Genomic DNA, 15,697 nt, shown 5'->3' on the forward strand with positions numbered 1-15,697 from the left:
TGAGGGGGCCGGAACGCGGACTCTGGCGCCGAGCATGCACCATCGACCGCCCCGGGTCCACCGGGTTGGCGCCGTCGGGGCGCCCGCGGGGGGGCTAAGCCGCGCCCGGCTCCGCCGGCGGGCCCGGCAGATTGATGCGCGATGCGATGCGTGTGAAGCCGCAGTACTTCATGTTCTCGAGCGACGGATTCGCCTCGCCTGGCCGATGGGGCTCGCCGGTCTCGGTGAAGATCCACTCGGCGCCGCCCGCGATTGCCTCCTGCACGCGGCGGGCCATCACGCGCCGCTGCCCGTGCCGGCGTCGCTGCGCGGGCAGCACCGCGCCCATGCCCAGCCAGGCCTGGGCGCCGTCGCTGAACATCGCGCCGCCGCCGGCCGCCTGGTCCCCGTCGCGCAACAGGTACAGGTGCCAGCCTGGCCGCCCGTGCAGCGCGCGCAGCCACGGCGCGAGCGCCGCCATGCCGTTGCCTTCGGCCACGGCTGCGGCCCAGGCGTCGGCGGCCTGTGCGCTGTCGACCTCATCGACGCGAAGCGCCGAATCGACTGCGGCGACCGGCTCGCGGCCGCGCCACATCTTGGCCCAGCGCGAGGAGGGCGCGCCGAAACGCATGCCCTGCGCAACCTCCGGCAGGCCGGCGGGCTCCGCGAGCTCGTTGCACTGCAGCACCCAGGTGCCCACCCGCGCCTCCCGGTAGGCCGACACGATGGCGCGCAGATCGTCCGCGCTGGCCGGCCGGTGCAGGCCAAGGCCGATCGCGCGGTTGAACAGGCCCGCTGCGATGCCGGGCGCCATCAGCAGCGTGGCGCCGGCCACCGACACGACGCGCTGGCCGCCCCGGGCGCGCACTTCCGCCGGTGCGGCGTCGTACCAGTCGGCCCACGCGCGCGCCTCGGTGCGCTCGGCCGCCACCGCGATGTCGAAGGGCGACATGGCCTCAGAAGGACTCGCCGTCCTGCTGCGCCGCGGCGGGCATCGAGAAGTGCGCGTGGCACACCAGCCACCGGCCGTCACGCTGCTCGACCACGAAGGTGGCGCGCGCCGGCATGGCCATGTCCTGCCCGCCGACGCGCACGCGGAACGCGCCGTCGCTCGCCATCCAGGCCACGGACCCGGCCGACGAGACCTGGCTCCAGTCGATTGCGTAGGCGCAGGCCTCCGACTGCGTCCAGTCGCGGTCCAGCTGGGCGCGCACGGCCGCTGGGCCGACGCGCTTCTCGTCGGCGCCGGTGCCGAACAGCACGACGTCGGCGTCAGGCGCCAGTTGCGCCATGGCGGCGTCCATGCGGCGCTCGGCATAGGCGGTGAGGAAGGCATTCACGCAGGCGCGTGCGGCTTGCTCGGTGAGGGCATCAGCTTTCATGGAAGCGCTCCTTGGTCGAGGGGTGCAAGCGGGAAGCGTCGCCAGGCGATGGACCTTACGACGTAAAGCCATTATCGACGCTCAACCGTACGATGTAAAGTAGGGGCCATGCCGCGTTCTTCCGCCACCCGTCCGACGCGCCGCCAGCGCGAGCCGCTGAGCCGCGAGCGCATCGCCCGTGCCGCGCTGGCGCTGATCGATGCCGAGGGGCTGGAGGCCTGCACGATGCGCCGCCTCGGCGCCTCGCTCGGTGTGGAGGCGATGGCGCTGTACCACCACCTGCCTACCAAGGGCGACCTGCTCGACGCCGTGATGGAACTGCTGCTCGACGAGATGGACATGCCCACGCGTGCCGAGGCACCGCCCTTGCAGCGCGTGCGCCGCGTGATGCGCAGCTACTGGGAGATCGCGGTGCGGCACCCGCGCGCGTTCATCCTGCTCGCCGCCCGGCGCTTCAACACCGATCGGGCGTTCCGGCTCTACGAGCAGCTCCTCGAGGCGTTCGCCGACGCCGGGCTCGACGCCGCCGGCAGCGCACGCTGGTTCCGCCTCATCGGCGGCTTCGCCAGCGGGGCCGGCATGGCCTACGCCGCGAGCAGCGAGGCGGTGGCCGATGCCACCTCGTTGCGGCTCGAGCACGCGCCCGATCGCATCCCCTACCCGCACGTGCGCGCAGTGGCGCCGTATCTGCGCGTGCAGAACCTCGATGCCGGCTTCGAGTTCGGCATGGACCGGCTGATGGCGCAGCTGACACTCGAACTGCACGGCGAGCGCCGCTGATGCCGCCCGCGCCCGCTCGCGAGCCAACGGGCCCTCGCGGGTGGATCCTTCACCGGCCGGCAGCCGGGCGGCGGCCCGAGCTGCGTCGGCGCCGGTCGGTGGCCGCGTGGGATGGCGCGCTGAGCTCGGCGGCCAGCGAGAGCAGCGCGCCGGACTTGCGCACAATCCCGTCGCGGTCGATCGTGGTGATCGCCGCATCCACTCCGGCTTTGCCGTCCCGTCGAGGGGGTCCAGCATGCGCTTCGTCCATTCCGTCGTCTGCGTCGCCGCGCTGTGGCTCGCCGGCTGCACTGCCTCGCCGCCGGCCGCGCCCGGCGAGCCGCCGGTTTCGCTGGACGTGCACGGCACCTGGGTGATCGAGCAGGCACGCTCCGCGCCGCTGCTCGACAAGCGCCGTGCACGCCTGGTGCTCGGTGACGATGGCCGGCTGTCCGGCCACAACAGCTGCAACGCGATGAACGCGGCGTTCACGCTGGCAGGCGATCGCATCCGCATCGGGCCAATCGCCACCACGCGCATGGCCTGCGGCGAACTGCTGCGCGAACAGGAGGACCGCGTGCTCACCGCGCTGGAACTCGCCGCCACCGCGCGCGTGCGCCCAGACGGCTTGCTCGAATTGCGCGACGCCGAGGGCCGCGGCGTGCTGCGTGCGACGCGCGCTCCAGCCGCACCCTGAACGGCGGCGCGCCGGGCCGAGGGCGCTGCTCGTGCCGGCCGCCACAGCCTGGCAGCGGCCCTGCCGACCTGCGCTTCGCGACCGGCTGCACAACCGGACCCCGTTGCAGCCGGGGATGTAGGAATCCGTCCGACAAGCGGCCTGGACGAAAGTGGACTCAAGCCACGGAGAAGGGCTGATGTTCCAGTCCAGATGCACTGCTCACAATTCGTTCCATGCCGTCACACAGTGCGGCTTGCAGACCCAAGTGACAGACGACGAACGCGAGACGACCCGGAGTACCGCATGAACGCCGACCAGATCCTCACCGAAATCCGCGAAGCCAACCTCTCCTAGCTGATGCTGGCACAGAGCCTGATCCGCGCGGACCGCGAGCAGGCGCTGTACCGCCTGGGCATCAGCGAGGAGACCGCCGCGATGATCGCGCTGCTCACCCCGGCGCAGATGATGAAGATCGCCGCCGGCAACACGCTGCTGTGCAAGTTCCGCATGGACGACGACCTGGTCTGGGGCCTGCTCACCAACCACGGCAAGTCGGCCGCCAACGACACCACCACGCGACTGCACGCCTCGATCCTGATGGCAGGCCGTCACCCGGAAGCCGCCTGACCATGGCCCGCACCAAGAGCATCCTCACCGAAGCCCGGCAGATCGAGCGTGCCGTCACGCTGATCCACCTGGGCGCGCGACTCCAGGTGCTGGAGTCCGAGACCGACCTGTCCTACGAGCGCCTGCTGCGCCTGTACAAGGAAGTCTCCGGCAAGTCGCCGAGCAAGGGCCAGCTGCCTTTCTCGACCGACCGGTTCATGACCTGGCAGCCCAACATCCACGCCAGCCTGTTCCTGAACATCCACGAATACCTGAACAAGGTCGCCGAGATGGACGAGATCGACACCGTCATCAAGGCCTACCAGCTCTACCAGGAACAGACCACCGCCCAGGGCCTGGAGGCGCTGCTGTCGGTGACGCGCGCCTGGCGCCTGGTCAAGTTCGTCGACAACGGCATGCTCACCATGACGAAATGCTCGAAATGCGGCGGCCACTACGTGACCCATCCGCACGAGATTGCGAAACACTACGCCTGTGGTCTGTGCCATCCGCCGGCCCGCGCCGGCAAGGGCCAAGCCGCTGGCGCCATCAGGATGGAAGCGGCCAAGTCAGGACTTGCTTCGGCGCATTGAGGTTTGTGGGCGACCCGCCGATACAGGGTCCGGGTGAATCGGTTTCTTGCTTGTCTCCTCCTGGCACGTCCCTCGTGCCTTCGCAGCGGGTCCCTCGGGACCCGCTCTTTTTGTTCGTGGGTGCGCAAACCTGCGCGCATGCGCCGCTCAAGACACGCGCTCGCGCTGCCGATAAGACCTGCAAGCCGTGCCACGGGCCGTGTGCGGCGCACCACCACGAAACAACGCAAGTCATGTTCGTCATCATCGGTTGGGTTGTCGCGATCGGCTGCATCTTCGGCGCCTACATCGTGCACGGGGGCAACATGGGCGTCATCCTCAAGGCGCTGCCCACGGAGATGCTCGCCATCCTCGGCGGCGCCGTCGGCGCCTTCGTGGTGAACAACCAGCCCAAGGTGCTGAAGGCCACGCTCGGCGGCCTGGGCGGGGTGTTCAAGGGCTCGAAGTACACCAAGGCACGCTACATGGAGCTGCTCGCGCTGCTCTACGACATCCTGCAGAAGGCGCGCAAGGAAGGCCTGATGTCGATCGAGAAGGACGTCGAGGAGCCGGCGAACTCGGCGCTGTTCCAGAAATACACCACCGTGGGCAGCGACCACCACGTGGTCGAATTCGTCACCGACTACCTGCGCATGATGGTGTCGGGCAACCTCAACGCGCACGAGATCGAGTCGCTGATGGACAGCGAGATCGAGACCCACCACCACGAGGCCCATGCCCCGGCCGCGGCCGTCGCGCGACTGGCTGGCGCCCTGCCGGCGTTCGGCATCGTGGCCGCGGTGCTCGGGGTGGTCAACACCATGGGCTCGGTCGGCCAGCCGCCGGCGGTGCTCGGCGGCATGATCGGCTCGGCGCTGGTCGGAACGTTCCTCGGCATCCTGCTCGCCTACGCCGTGGCCGAGCCGTTGGCGGGGCTGATGGCGCAGAAGTGCGACGAGGGCTCGAAGGAGCTGCAGTGCATCAAGACGACGCTGCTCGCGAGCATGCAGGGCTACGCGCCGCAGGTGGCGGTGGAGTTCGGCCGCAAGGTGCTGTACTCGACCGAGCGCCCGTCCTTCTCCGAGCTCGAAGGCCACGTGAAGGGGAAGAAGTAAATGGCTGGCGACTCGAAGAAGCTCCAGCCGATCATCGTCAAGAAGATCAGGAAGGGCCGCCACGGCCACCATGGCGGCGCGTGGAAGATCGCCTACGCCGACTTCGTCACCGCGATGATGGCCTTCTTCCTGCTGATGTGGCTGCTCGGCTCGACCACCGAAGGCGACAAGAAGGGCATCGCCGACCACTTCAACTCGCCGCTGAAGATCGCCATGCTGGGCGGCTCGGGCTCGGGCGACTCGTCCTCGATCATCCGCGGCGGCGGCGCCGACCTGTCGCGCAACAGCGGCCAGGTCAAGCAGGGCGAGGTCGAGGCGAAGAAGCGCGCCATCAACCTGCAGGCCCTCAAGGCCGAGCAGCGCCGCGCCGAACTGGCGCGCCTGCAGGCGGTCAAGGAGAGGGTCGAGGAGGTGCTCGCCTCCAACCCCAAGCTCGCCGCACTGCGTTCGCAGATCCGCCTGGACATGACCAGCGACGGCCTGCGCAGCCAGATCGTCGACGAGCTCAACCGCGCGATGTTCGACAGAGGCAGCGCCGTGGTGCAGCCGCACATGCGCGAGCTGCTGCGCGAGATCGGCGCGGTGCTCGCCGAGGTGCCGAACCGGCTGACGCTGGAGGGACACACCGACGCCCAGCCGTTTGCCTCTGGCGAGCGCGGCTACAGCAACTGGGAGCTGTCCAGCGACCGCGCCAATGCCTCGCGCCGCGAACTGGTGGCCGGCGGGCTGCCCGAGGACCATGTGCTGCGCGTGCAGGGGCTCGCCTCGAGCCAGCTGTTCGAACCGGCCGAGCCGGCGAGCCCGGCGAACCGTCGCATCAGCATCATCGTGATGAACCGCGAGGCGCAGGAGCGCATCCTCGATCCCGCGGCGCCACCCGAGCACGAGCCGGTCGCGCTGCCGGCGCTGGTCGACCACACCGTGGTGTCGCCGGTCCCAACTTTCGTGCCGCCCGCCCGATAAACACCCGAGCTTGTCCGCAACGAGGACCGACATGAGCAACGCCACCGACCTGAAATTCCTGATCGTCGACGACTTCTCCACCATGCGGCGCATCGTGCGCGGTCTGCTCAAGGAGATGGGCTGCAACAACGCCGAGGAGGCCGAGGACGGCGCCGTGGCGCTGAACATGCTGAAGGCGGCGAAGTTCGACTTCGTGGTCAGCGACATCAACATGCCGAACATGAACGGCTTCGAGCTGCTCGCCGCCATCAAGAAGGACGAATCGCTCAAGCACCTGCCGGTGCTGATGGTCACCGCGGAAGCGCGCAAGGAGGACATCGTGCGCGCCGCGCAGGATGGTGCGGCCGGCTACATCGTGAAGCCCTTCACCAAGGCCACGCTGAAAGAGAAGGTGCAGACGATCCTGCAGAAGCTCGCCGCCACCGCCTGATCGTGGACCACCCAGGGGACAACAACGTGAAGATGGACGACCTTTCCGCCCTCGCTCCGCAGATGGCGGCCGGCGCTTCGCCCGAGGTGTTCCACCAGCTCGGCATCATCACCCGCCAGCTGCACGACACGCTGACGCAGCTCGGCGTGATGCCCAAGCTGCAGTTGGCGGCCGACGGCCTGCCCGACGCGCGCAGCCGCCTCAACTACATCGCCAGCAAGACCAGCGACGCCGCCAACAAGGTGCTGAACTCGGTCGATCAGGCCAAGGCCGACCATGCCCACATCGCCAGCGAGACGCGGCGCATCGCGCAGGCGGTGTCGGCACTCGCCCAGCGGGTGCAGGAGATCACGCGCTCCCAGGAGGCCATCGGCGAGGTCACGCAGGCCAGCCTGAGCGCGGTGGACCGCGCCCGCGAGGCGGTCGAGGGCGTGGGCCAGGAGGTCTCGCTCATCGTGTCCACGTTGCGCCAGGTGGCCGATGCCGCCGGCGGCATCACGCAGATCGCGCTGCAGACCCGGCTGGTGGCGTTCAACGCCTCGGTCGAGGCCAAGCGCGCCGGCGAGGCCGGACGCGGCTTCGGCGTGGTGGCCGATGCGGTGAAGGATCTGGCCGCCAAGGTGGAGGCCAGCTCCAAGCAGATCATGAGCACGGTGGCCGAGCTCAATGCGCGCATCGAGTCGCTCGCCACCGAAATCCGCACCGAGGCGGACGCGGCGCAGCAGGGTGCGTTCCACCGCGCGCTGGCGGACGTGCAGGACGGCGTGGGCCGCATCAGCGAGGCCGCCGGCGGCAGCCGTGCGATCTGCGCCGACCTCGGCGAGCGCATGGTGTCGATCGAGGGCGAGATGCGCGGCACCGGCGCGGCGCTCGACGCGGCGATGACGCGCAGCGAGTCCTTCCTGCGCATCTCCGAGCAGTTGATCGAGACGGTGGCACAGTACGGCATCCAGACCGAGGACACGCCCTACATCCAGGCCGCACGGCAGGCCGCGGCGCGGATCTCGCAGCTGCTCGAAGGCGCGCTGCGCACCGGCAACGCGACCATGGCCGACCTGTTCGACGAGGCCTACTCGCCCGTGCCCGGCAGCAACCCGCTGCAGCACACCACGCGTTTCTGCGCGCTGGCCGACCGGCTCTTCCCGCAGGTGCAGGAGCAGGCGCTGGCGATCAGCCCGAAGGTGGTCTACTGCATCGCGGTGGACCGCAACGGCTGCGTGCCCACGCACAACCAGAAGTACTGCCAGCCGCAGCGCGCCGGCGACGTGGTGTGGAACACCGCCAACAGCCGCTGGCGGCGCATCTTCAACGACCGCACCGGTCTGGCCTCGGCGCGCAACGAGCGGCCCTTCCTGCTGCAGACCTACCGGCGCGACATGGGCGGCGGCCACTTCAGCCTCATGAAGGAGGCCGCGGCACCGATCGTCGTCGGTGGGCGCCACTGGGGCGGGTTGCGCCTGGCCTTCCAGTTCTGAGATGAAGCGCCCGCCACGCTGGCTGTCGCTCGCTGGCTCCCGACAGGGCGCTCCAAGTCTTCAGGTGGCTGGGCGCCACTGAGATGCGCTGGCCGGCGCTCGCGCTGCCCGCGTCCACGCGTTGGCGGCGGGACTTCGTCGCGGCCGGCTTCCCGCTCTCGCTGGCGGCTTCCGGCTTCGCCGGCGGACTGCCGGCCTGGGGCTGGTTGATTCCGCTCGTCCTGCTGGCGCTGCTCTATCCGCTCAACGCCTGGCGCGATGCGCCGATGTTTCCCACGCCTTCCGGTGCGCTGCAGGGGATCGCGAGGCTGGTCCACCTGCCCGGCGGGGCACGCGTGCTCGACGCCGGATGTGGCCTGGGCGACGGCTTGCGCGAGCTGCGACGCGAGTACCCGCTCGCGCGCCTGGCCGGCGTGGAGTGGAGCTGGCCGCTGCAACTGGCCTGTGCCTGGCGCTGCCGGTTCGCGCAGGTCAAGCGCGGCGATCTGTGGGCCTCGGACTGGTCGCAGCACGATCTGGTCTACCTGTTCCAGCGGCCGGAGAGCTTGCCCCGTGCGCTGGAGAAGGCTCGGCGCGAGCTGCGCCCGGGGGCCTGGCTGGCCAGCCTCGAATTCGAGGCCGCGGGCGCGTCACCGGCGGGCCGTGCTGCGCGGGTCCGGCCGCAAGCCGGTGTGGCTTTACCGCGCGCCGCTGCGGTGAATAGGCAACAAACCCCCCGAAACAAGCCCCCCGGTCCATGCGTTGCGGCCGCTTTGGATGCAATGCGTCACACCGTCGTGTTCTCCGCGCCCGGTAACATGACCACCCTGTGACCGATTCTCTGCCCGACTCTGCCACCCCGCCCGGCGAGCAGCCTGCGCTGCTCGAGGCTGCACGCCAGCTGCTGGTGCCGCTGGCGCGCCTGGCGGTGGCGCGTGGACTCACGCATGCCACCGTCGACGAGATGCTGCGTGCCGCCTTCGTCGACGCGGCGCATGCCGCCTACCCGCAGCTGCTCGAGCATCGTCGCGTCAGCCGCATCAGCGCGGCCACCGGCATCAACCGGCGCGAGGTGACGCGTCTGGTGGAGTCCCGCCAGCGGCGCGCCGAACCGGCGCGCTCCTATCCCAGCGAGGCCTTCGCGCGCTGGACCACGCATCCGGAATACCTCGACAAGGACGGCCGGCCGCGCGACCTGCCGCGACTGGGCGCGGCGCCGAGCTTCGAGTCGTTGGCGCAGTCGGTGACGCGCGACATGCATCCGCGCAGCCTGCTCGAGGAGCTGCTGCGCCTGGGCCTCGCCCAGCACGACTCGGCGTCGGACGTCGTGATGCTGCGCCGCGAGGCGTTCGTGCCGCGCGGCGACCAGGAACGCATGGACGGATTCCTCGGCGCGAACGTGGGTGACCACCTCAGCGCTGCCGTCGACAACGTGCTCGCCTCGGGCAGCGAGCACTTCGAGCAGGCCCTGTACGCCGACGGCCTGTCCGACCAGTCGCTGGCGGCCTTGCGCGAGCTCGTCACCCTGCACTGGCGTGCCATCACCAACGACCTGGTGCCGCGCATCGAGAAGATGATCGCTGACGACGACGTCGCCGGCATCGGCAGCACCCTGGGCGCCGGGCATCGCCTGCGCATCGGCCTGTTCAGCTACCAGGTGCCCCTGGAACCGCCGGCGGCGCCGCAGGTGCCTCCCAAGCGTGCCTCGGCCAAGAAGGCAGTACCGAAGACGCGACGTCCCGAAGGAGACCCGACATGAACCCGACCTGCAATTCGGCCTGGCCGTCATGGCTGCGCTGGATCAGCGCGCTGACGCTGCTGGTCGCCGCGGCGATGGCCGGCTGCGGCGGCAGCGTGGGGGTGGGCGGCACGGGGTCCTACGCCTCCGGCCCCATCGAAGGCTTCGGCTCGATCTTCGTCGGCGGCATCGAGTTCGACGACGCTTCCGCGAGCGTGGTCGACGAGGAGGGCGGCGCCAGCACGCGCGACGCACTGCGTCTGGGCATGTTCACCGAGGTGGACAGCGGCGAGCTCGGCGGCAGTGCCGACGCGCCGACCGCCGCGGCCACGCGCATCCGCATCGTCAGCGAACTGGTCGGCCGGGCCGGCGACATCGACGTGGCCGGCGGCACGCTGGTCGTGTTCGGCCAGACCGTGCAGCTGACCGAGATCACCGTGTTCGACACCGCCTTCGCCAATGGCCTGGCCAGCGTGACCGACGGCACGGCGGTGGAGGTGTTCGGCTTCTACGACGCCGCAGCCAACCGCTTCAACGCGACCCGCATTGCGCCCAAGCACGGCACGCTGGCCGCGTTCAAGGTGCGCGGGCCGGTGCAGGATCTGAACCCGGATACGAAGACCTTCCGCATCGGCGCGGCGCTGTTCTCCTACGGCGGCGCGCAGCCGCTGCTGGCCGACGGCGCCTACCTGCGCGTGGTCGCCGAGACGCTGCCGGTCGGCGGCCGCTGGGTGGTGCGCAGCGTGTCGGAGGGCGTTCGCCTGCTGCCGGATCTCGACCGCGTCAAGCTTCGCGGCACCATCACCCGGTACGTGTCCGAAACGGAGTTCAGCGTCAACGGCCAGCCGGTCGATGCGCGCGCGGCTGAGTTCATCGGGCGTCCCGGCGACCTTGCGCTGGGCAGGGCCGTGGTGGTCGATGGCCGCTCGGTGGCCGGCGTGCTGGTGGCCGAGAAGGTGCGGCCGGACGATAACGGTGGCGCTCAGGGCAACTTCACGCTGCAAGGGGCGATCGAGTCGGTGGACGCCGCGGCGCAGACATTCGTGCTGCGCGGCGTGACGGTGTTCTACGGTGCCAACGGCGTGCAGTTCGAGGGCGGCACGGCCGCCGACCTGCAACCGGGCCGAGCGCTGACCGTGCGCGGCGTGCTGTCCGCCAGCGGCACGCAACTCACGGCACGCCGCGTCAGCTTCGACTGATCAGGCCGCGAGCCTGGCACGGTGCCGCGCCACCTGCGCGCGCACCTGCGCCGGCGCGGTGCCGCCGAGCACGTGACGGGCGTTCAGCGAGCCACGCAGCGTGAGCACCTCGCGGACGTCCTCGCCGATGGCGGGGTGGAAGCCCCGCAGGGTGGCCAACGGCAACTCGGCGAGGTCCATGCCTTGGCCGATCGCCAGCTTCACCGCATGGGCCACGGCCTCGTGCGCGTCGCGGAAGGGCAGGCCCTTCTTCACCAGGTAGTCGGCCAGGTCGGTGGCGGTGGCGTAGCCGCGCTTCGCGGCGCGCTCCATCGCCTCGGGCTTGACGACGATGCCGCCGACCAGCTCGCAGAAGATGCGCAGCGTGTCGCGCAGGGTGTCCACCGTGTCGAACAAGGGTTCCTTGTCCTCCTGATTGTCCTTGTTGTAGGCCAGCGGCTGGCCCTTCATCAGCGTGAGCAGGGCCATGAGGTGTCCGACCACGCGACCGGTCTTGCCGCGCGCGAGTTCGGGCACGTCGGGGTTCTTCTTCTGCGGCATGATCGAACTGCCGGTGCAGAAGCGGTCGGCCAGGTCGATGAAGCCGAAGTTTTGGCTCATCCACAGCACGAGCTCTTCGCTGAAGCGGCTGATGTGCACCATCGCCAGGCTGGCGGCGGCGCTGAACTCGATCGCGAAGTCGCGGTCGCTCACCGCGTCGAGGCTGTTCTGGCACACGCCTTCCATGCCCAGCGTGCGCGCCACGCGCTCGCGGTCCAGCGGGTAGCTGGTGCCGGCCAGCGCGGCACTGCCCAGCGGCAGGCGGTTGGTGCGCCGTCGCACGTCGGCCAGGCGCTCGGCGTCGCGCGAGAACATCTCCACATAAGCCAGCAGATGGTGGCCGAAGCTCACCGGCTGGGCCACCTGCAGGTGCGTGAAGCCGGGCAGGATGACCTCGGCGTTGCTGTCGGCCAGCTCGACCAGGGCGCGCTGCAGCTCGACGAGCAGCGTCGAGATGCCGTCGATCTCGTCGCGCAGCCACAGGCGCACATCGGTGGCCACCTGGTCGTTGCGCGAGCGGCCGGTGTGCAGCCGCTTGCCGGCGTCGCCGACGAGTTGCGTGAGGCGCGCCTCGATGTTGAGGTGCACGTCCTCCAGCGCGAGCTTCCACTCGAAGCTGCCGGACTCGATCTCGGCGCGGATCTGCGCCATGCCGCGCTGGATGGCGGCGAGGTCTTCGGCACCGATGATGCCCTGCGCGGCCAGCATCTCGGCATGGGCGAGGCTGCCCGCGATGTCGGCCCTCCACAGGCGCCGGTCGAAGCCGACGCTGGCGGTGTAGCGTTGCACGAGCTCGCTCATCGGCTCGGAGAACAGCGCGGACCAGGCCTGGGACTTCTTGTCGAGTTGGTTGGAGGACATGGCGGGTGGGGCGGGCGCAACAGGGCAAGAACGGGGGCTGCACGCGCATGGAAGTTGCGCCGGGTTTGGAGACAATGCGCGAAGCGTCGTGATTCTATCGGCGCCCCCTGCCGCCACCCATGACCGCCAAGCCCAGCGTCCTTTCTGCCAGCAGCCAGGCTGCCGAGGTGCGCAGCTCCGGCTTCGGTATGACCACGCTGGACACGCTGATGCCGGGCGATGCCGGCGAGCGCCGGCCGGCCTCGGTGTTCGACGTCTGCCACGCCGGCGTGGTGCTGCGCACGCTGCTCGCCGTCGAGGCGGCCGTGGCCCTGGGGGTGCTGTTCGTGGCTGCCGACTTCGCCGCCTGGCTGTCGCGGCTGGCGGCAGCCTCGGCGGTGGCCGTGCCGGCGGTGCTGCTCTGGCTCAGCACGGCCTGCCTGCTCAAGCGGCCGCTGGGCGCGCTGCCGCCGATCGTGCGCTGGGCGAGCGCGATCGGGCTGGGCGCGCTTTCCGCAGCGGTGCCGGCCATGCTGGTGCTGCCGCTGGGCCTGGACATGCTGGGCGCGCACCCGCTGCTCGCGCCGGTCATCGCCGGCGCCGTCGGGGCGGCGGCGGTGTACGGCTGGCTGCAGCTGCGGGCGCGCACCCTGCTGCCGGCAGAGACGACGGCGCGCCTGGCCGAGTTGCAGTCGCGCATCCGGCCGCACTTCCTCTTCAACACGCTGAACACCGCGCTCGCGCTGGTGCGCGTCGATCCGGCGCGCGCCGAGGGCGTGCTGGAGGACCTGGCCGAGCTGTTTCGCGTCGCCCTCACCGACATCGGCGAATCGGTCTCGTTGGCCGAGGAAGTGGAGCTGGCGCGTCGCTACCTCGCCATCGAGCAGGTGCGCTTCGGCGCGCGGCTGAACATCGTGTGGGAGCTCGACGACGAGGCCGGCGGCGCGCGCGTGCCGCCGTTGATCCTGCAGCCGCTGGTCGAGAACGCGGTGCGCCACGGCGTCGAGCCTTCGCCAGAAGGTGGCACCGTGCGCATCCGCACGCGCGTCAAGCTCGGACGCGTCCAGGTGGTGATCGCCAACACCGTGCCGAACCAGCCCTCGCGGCCGGGCAGCGGCATGGCGCTGAACAACGTGCGCGAGCGGCTGAACCTGATGCACGACATGGCGGCGCAGTTCGAGACGCGGCGTGCCGACGGCGTCTTCCGCGTGCAATTGGCGGTGCCGCTGTGAGCGCCGCGCGGCCGTACCGGAGGCGCTCTCGCCCCCGCGGGGGGCCGGGCCGCAGGCCCTGGGGGGCAGGAGTGAGCGCCGCGCGGCCGTACCGGAGGCGCTCGCGCCCCCGCGGGGGGCCGGGCCGCAGGCCCTGGGGGGCACGATGAACGCGCCGATCCGCGTCCTGGTGGTCGACGACGAAGAACTGGCGCGGCTGCGCCTGCGCGCGCTGGTGGCCGATTGCCGTGAGGTCGCGGCCACGGTGGTCGGCGAGGCGGCGAACGCGGCGCAGGCGGTGGACTTCCTCGCTGCGCACGACTGCGACCTGCTGCTGCTGGACATCCACATGCCCGGGCTGGATGGCGTGCAGTTCGCGGCACGCTTGCGCCAGCAACCCAAGGCGCCGGCGATCGTGTTCGTCACCGCGCACGCCGAGCACGCGCTGCAGGCCTTCGAGTTGGAGGCGGTGGACTACCTCACCAAGCCGGTCAAGCGCGAGCGGCTGCAGGCGGCGCTCCAGCGGGTCGCGCAGCGGCTTTCGCTGCAGCCGGAGCGCCCCGCGCCGTCGCCCGTCGACGACGGCATGCTCGTCGTCAGCGACCGCGGGCGTGTGCTGCGCGTGCCCGTGACCGAGGTGCTCTATCTGAAGGCCGAACTGAAGTACGTGACCCTGCGCACCGCGCGGCACAGCTACGTGCTCGACGACTCGCTGGCCGAGCTGGAGGGGCGTCTCGGCGAGCGCTTCCTGCGCGTGCACCGCAACGCGCTGGTGTCCCGCACCGCGGTGCGCGCGCTGGAGCGTCGAGCGCTGGCCGCGGAGGGCGACGAGGAGGGCGGCGAAGCCTGGGCGGTGCGCGTCGCACCGGTCGACGAGTGGCTGGCGGTGTCGCGGCGGCAGCTCGCTGCGGTGCGCGAGGCGCTGGTCGCCGTAGGGCGCTGACCGGCGGGCGGCACGGACATGCGGCCGACACGCATCTGGTTCAACCGCCCCGGCGTGCGCTGGGGGCGTGCGCTGACCCTGGCCGGGCTGGGCACGGCCGCCATCGCGCTGTGGGTGGCGGCCGAGCGCGGACTGTGGGACGCGCCGGAGCTGGCTGTGCAGTTCGATGCGGCACCGGCCGCCGCGCCGGCGAGCGTGGCAGCGGCCCGACGCGTCGATGCAGGCGCGCAAGCCACGAGCGCGCGCGCCGCCGATGACTCCGCGCCGTCACCGGGTGCGGCCGGCGAGGTGCGCGTCTGCGGCCTGGGCAGCATCGCCGTCGGCCCCGACGGACCGGACCTGGCCGCGCGACGACTGCGCGCCGAGCGCAGCAAGCCGGTGATGGCGCGCTGGCTGGAAGCGCTGCAAGCGGCGCCCGAGCCGCGCAGCAAGGCCGCCGCGCTGGTGCTGGCGCCGCTGCTGGCCGCGCCGCCGCTGGCGCCGGTGCGACCGGCGTGTGCCGACGAAGCCGATTGCCCCACGCCGGCCCCTGCGGCGGCCACCTCGGCCTGGGTGTCGCAGCGCGAGCGCCTCGCCGAGATCGCTGCACAGGCCGGGCGCGACGCCGGCGTGCTGGGCCTGGCCATGCAGGCCTGTTCGACCGGCGCGCCGGCGCCCGAGACCAGCGCCTGCGCCCGCCTCGCGGTGGAGGACTGGATCGCCGTCGATCCGACCCATGCCGAGCCCTGGCTGCAGCTGGCCGACCGCGCGCAGGCCGCAGGCGATGCCGAGGCGACTGCGGAGGCGTTGCGCCGTGCGCTGGCGCAGCCCTTCGGGCGGCTGGCCGAGCAGGCGCTGTTCGGCGCCGTGCAGGCCGCACAGCCGGCCGATGCCGGGGTGCTGGAGCGGCTGCAGATGGGCGATGTGCTGGCCATGCTGCGCGCGGCCTGGCGCGAGCCCGGCTTGGCGTCCGCGGCGTCCTGGTGCGGCGCGCCGGCGCTGGCGGAGGTCGGCCGACGCGAACTCTGCCAGCAGCTCGCCGAGCAGCTCGTGCTGCGCGGCACGACGCTGCAGCAGGTGGCCGGTGGCCGCGCGCTCGGCCGCAGCCTCGGCTGGTTTCCCGAGCGCATGGCCGCGGCCGGTCGTGACCTCGACGCTGCCCAGCGCCTGTTCGCGAGCTTCAGCGGCGAGCAGGCCTACGACTGCCCGGCGCTGCAGCGCCAGCTCGACTACCAGGCGGCGGTCGCCGCCCAGGGCGAGGTGGCCGCCGTGCGGCGCTTCGCGGCGACGCTGCGGCGGCCTTGAGCC

Annotated in this window: 17 protein-coding genes and 1 pseudogene; 14 read left to right on the top strand and 4 right to left on the bottom strand. The window is 71.3% G+C overall.

What is annotated here, in order from left to right; all coding sequences use genetic code 11:
• Positions 1–94: 94 nt before the first annotated feature.
• Entirely contained in the window at positions 95–931 is an 837-nt protein-coding gene (locus Q0599_RS22575) for a hypothetical protein (protein ID WP_298834728.1), read from the bottom strand.
• Positions 932–935: 4 nt separating this feature from the next.
• The gene (locus Q0599_RS22580; protein WP_298834730.1) at positions 936–1,361 is read right to left on the bottom strand and encodes a nuclear transport factor 2 family protein; all 426 of its coding nucleotides are present in this window, start codon (positions 1,359–1,361) and stop codon (positions 936–938) included.
• Between the two features lie 108 nt (positions 1,362–1,469).
• Here Q0599_RS22580 and Q0599_RS22585 point away from each other — a divergent pair, with 108 nt between their 5' ends.
• Positions 1,470–2,141 carry a TetR/AcrR family transcriptional regulator gene (locus Q0599_RS22585; RefSeq protein ID WP_298834732.1) on the top strand — a complete coding sequence of 224 codons (672 nt, stop codon included), beginning with the start codon at positions 1,470–1,472 and terminating at the stop codon, positions 2,139–2,141.
• Between the two features lie 49 nt (positions 2,142–2,190).
• Here Q0599_RS22585 and Q0599_RS22590 read toward each other — a convergent pair whose 3' ends face one another.
• On the bottom strand, positions 2,191–2,391 hold the full coding sequence (locus Q0599_RS22590) for a hypothetical protein (protein ID WP_298834734.1): 201 nt from the start codon (positions 2,389–2,391) through the stop codon (positions 2,191–2,193).
• Between Q0599_RS22590 and Q0599_RS22595 the strand changes: the two genes are divergently transcribed.
• From Q0599_RS22595 to Q0599_RS22640, 10 genes and pseudogenes are all read left to right on the top strand, one after another.
• Positions 2,377–2,817, top strand: a complete 441-nt coding sequence (locus Q0599_RS22595; protein ID WP_298834736.1) for an META domain-containing protein — start codon at positions 2,377–2,379, stop codon at positions 2,815–2,817. The genes Q0599_RS22590 and Q0599_RS22595 overlap by 15 nt on opposite strands.
• A 339-nt stretch (positions 2,818–3,156) precedes the next feature.
• On the top strand, positions 3,157–3,426 hold the full coding sequence (gene flhD, locus Q0599_RS22600) for a flagellar transcriptional regulator FlhD (RefSeq protein ID WP_298834737.1): 270 nt from the start codon (positions 3,157–3,159) through the stop codon (positions 3,424–3,426).
• 2 nt (positions 3,427–3,428) lie between these two features.
• Positions 3,429–3,998: a flagellar transcriptional regulator FlhC gene (gene flhC / locus Q0599_RS22605; RefSeq protein ID WP_298834739.1), complete on the top strand. Its 570-nt coding sequence runs from the start codon at positions 3,429–3,431 to the stop codon at positions 3,996–3,998.
• Positions 3,999–4,231: 233 nt separating this feature from the next.
• Positions 4,232–5,092 (top strand): flagellar motor stator protein MotA, encoded by an 861-nt coding sequence (motA, locus tag Q0599_RS22610; protein WP_298834741.1) that lies wholly within the window; start codon positions 4,232–4,234, stop codon positions 5,090–5,092.
• On the top strand, positions 5,093–6,055 hold the full coding sequence (gene motB / locus Q0599_RS22615; protein WP_298834743.1) for a flagellar motor protein MotB: 963 nt from the start codon (positions 5,093–5,095) through the stop codon (positions 6,053–6,055).
• A gap of 31 nt (positions 6,056–6,086) precedes the next feature.
• The gene (gene cheY / locus Q0599_RS22620; RefSeq protein WP_298834746.1) at positions 6,087–6,485 is read left to right on the top strand and encodes a chemotaxis response regulator CheY; all 399 of its coding nucleotides are present in this window, start codon (positions 6,087–6,089) and stop codon (positions 6,483–6,485) included.
• A gap of 32 nt (positions 6,486–6,517) precedes the next feature.
• Positions 6,518–7,960 carry a protein phosphatase CheZ gene (locus Q0599_RS22625; RefSeq protein WP_298834779.1) on the top strand — a complete coding sequence of 481 codons (1,443 nt, stop codon included), beginning with the start codon at positions 6,518–6,520 and terminating at the stop codon, positions 7,958–7,960.
• A gap of 32 nt (positions 7,961–7,992) precedes the next feature.
• Positions 7,993–8,659 (top strand): annotated as a pseudogene (locus Q0599_RS22630) (trans-aconitate 2-methyltransferase).
• A 109-nt stretch (positions 8,660–8,768) separates the two neighbouring features.
• Positions 8,769–9,698: a DUF6502 family protein gene (locus Q0599_RS22635; protein ID WP_298834748.1), complete on the top strand. Its 930-nt coding sequence runs from the start codon at positions 8,769–8,771 to the stop codon at positions 9,696–9,698.
• Positions 9,695–10,876: a DUF5666 domain-containing protein gene (locus Q0599_RS22640; RefSeq protein WP_298834750.1), complete on the top strand. Its 1,182-nt coding sequence runs from the start codon at positions 9,695–9,697 to the stop codon at positions 10,874–10,876. Before Q0599_RS22635 ends, Q0599_RS22640 begins: the two co-directional genes overlap by 4 nt.
• Here the strand turns inward: Q0599_RS22640 and argH are convergent, their stop codons facing one another.
• A complete protein-coding gene (gene argH, locus Q0599_RS22645) occupies positions 10,877–12,277 on the bottom strand; it encodes an argininosuccinate lyase (RefSeq protein ID WP_298834752.1) in 1,401 nt (466 codons plus the stop codon).
• 119 nt (positions 12,278–12,396) lie between these two features.
• Here argH and Q0599_RS22650 point away from each other — a divergent pair, with 119 nt between their 5' ends.
• From Q0599_RS22650 to Q0599_RS22660, 3 genes are all read left to right on the top strand, one after another.
• Entirely contained in the window at positions 12,397–13,488 is a 1,092-nt protein-coding gene (locus tag Q0599_RS22650) for a sensor histidine kinase (RefSeq protein WP_298834754.1), read from the top strand.
• Positions 13,489–13,633: 145 nt separating this feature from the next.
• Positions 13,634–14,410: a LytTR family DNA-binding domain-containing protein gene (locus Q0599_RS22655; protein WP_298834756.1), complete on the top strand. Its 777-nt coding sequence runs from the start codon at positions 13,634–13,636 to the stop codon at positions 14,408–14,410.
• An 18-nt stretch (positions 14,411–14,428) separates the two neighbouring features.
• Positions 14,429–15,694: a hypothetical protein gene (locus Q0599_RS22660; RefSeq protein WP_298834758.1), complete on the top strand. Its 1,266-nt coding sequence runs from the start codon at positions 14,429–14,431 to the stop codon at positions 15,692–15,694.
• The last annotated feature ends 3 nt before the right edge of the window (positions 15,695–15,697 follow it).

It is taken from the genome of uncultured Piscinibacter sp. (assembly GCF_937952055.1).
In the GTDB taxonomy this organism is placed as follows: Bacteria; Pseudomonadota; Gammaproteobacteria; order Burkholderiales; family Burkholderiaceae_C; genus Piscinibacter.

Excerpts from the sequence above, each read along its gene's own strand:
- Q0599_RS22575 (WP_298834728.1), bottom strand. The coding sequence starts at position 931 with ATGTCGCCCTTCGACATCGCGGTGGCGGCCGAGCGCACCGAGGCGCGC.
- Q0599_RS22580 (WP_298834730.1), bottom strand. The coding sequence starts at position 1,361 with ATGAAAGCTGATGCCCTCACCGAGCAAGCCGCACGCGCCTGCGTGAAT.
- Q0599_RS22585 (WP_298834732.1), top strand. The coding sequence starts at position 1,470 with ATGCCGCGTTCTTCCGCCACCCGTCCGACGCGCCGCCAGCGCGAGCCG.
- Q0599_RS22595 (WP_298834736.1), top strand. The coding sequence starts at position 2,377 with ATGCGCTTCGTCCATTCCGTCGTCTGCGTCGCCGCGCTGTGGCTCGCC.
- Q0599_RS22590 (WP_298834734.1), bottom strand. The coding sequence starts at position 2,391 with ATGGACGAAGCGCATGCTGGACCCCCTCGACGGGACGGCAAAGCCGGA.
- flhD (WP_298834737.1), top strand. The coding sequence starts at position 3,157 with ATGCTGGCACAGAGCCTGATCCGCGCGGACCGCGAGCAGGCGCTGTAC.
- flhC (WP_298834739.1), top strand. The coding sequence starts at position 3,429 with ATGGCCCGCACCAAGAGCATCCTCACCGAAGCCCGGCAGATCGAGCGT.
- motA (WP_298834741.1), top strand. The coding sequence starts at position 4,232 with ATGTTCGTCATCATCGGTTGGGTTGTCGCGATCGGCTGCATCTTCGGC.
- motB (WP_298834743.1), top strand. The coding sequence starts at position 5,093 with ATGGCTGGCGACTCGAAGAAGCTCCAGCCGATCATCGTCAAGAAGATC.
- cheY (WP_298834746.1), top strand. The coding sequence starts at position 6,087 with ATGAGCAACGCCACCGACCTGAAATTCCTGATCGTCGACGACTTCTCC.
- Q0599_RS22625 (WP_298834779.1), top strand. The coding sequence starts at position 6,518 with ATGGACGACCTTTCCGCCCTCGCTCCGCAGATGGCGGCCGGCGCTTCG.
- Q0599_RS22640 (WP_298834750.1), top strand. The coding sequence starts at position 9,695 with ATGAACCCGACCTGCAATTCGGCCTGGCCGTCATGGCTGCGCTGGATC.
- argH (WP_298834752.1), bottom strand. The coding sequence starts at position 12,277 with ATGTCCTCCAACCAACTCGACAAGAAGTCCCAGGCCTGGTCCGCGCTG.
- Q0599_RS22650 (WP_298834754.1), top strand. The coding sequence starts at position 12,397 with ATGACCGCCAAGCCCAGCGTCCTTTCTGCCAGCAGCCAGGCTGCCGAG.
- Q0599_RS22655 (WP_298834756.1), top strand. The coding sequence starts at position 13,634 with ATGAACGCGCCGATCCGCGTCCTGGTGGTCGACGACGAAGAACTGGCG.
- Q0599_RS22660 (WP_298834758.1), top strand. The coding sequence starts at position 14,429 with ATGCGGCCGACACGCATCTGGTTCAACCGCCCCGGCGTGCGCTGGGGG.